We start from the raw sequence: 446 nt of genomic DNA, 5'->3' as shown, positions 1-446 counted from the left end.
CATATGTGCTACAGCGAATTCAACGACGTGATCGAGTCCATCGCGGCGATGGATGCCGACGTCATCACCATCGAGACCTCGCGTTCGCAGATGGAGCTGCTCGAAGCGTTCCGTGCCTTCGACTATCCGAATGACATCGGCCCGGGCGTCTACGACATCCACTCGCCGCGCGTGCCGGATACCGCCGAGATGGTGCAGCTCCTGGAGAAGGCCGCCGAGTGCATTCCGGCCGAACGACGCTGGGTGAACCCGGACTGCGGGCTGAAGACCCGTGGCTGGCCTGAGACCGAGGCGGCGCTGGTGAACATGGTGGCAGCTGCCCGGCAGCTGCGCGCGGCGCGAAGCGCCAAGGTCGCCTGAGCGATGGCGCTGTCCGGGGCTCGTGTCAGCCTTGGGCGGCGTGCTCGAAGGTGGTCAGGCGTTCGGCGGTCCGGCTGTCCATGTAC

General features: G+C 66.1%; 1 pseudogene. It reads left to right on the top strand.

Annotation, left to right across the window (positions count from 1 at the left end):
- A pseudogene (locus tag ACU8YC_RS27680) lies at positions 1 to 360 on the top strand (5-methyltetrahydropteroyltriglutamate--homocysteine S-methyltransferase); the annotation flags it as partial.
- Positions 361 to 446 lie beyond the last annotated feature (86 nt).

The sequence above is a fragment of the Citrobacter sp. VF227 genome, from assembly GCF_052950715.1.
The sequence above is the reverse complement of the archived record's forward strand: the minus strand, read 5'-3'. Positions and strand labels throughout refer to the sequence as shown.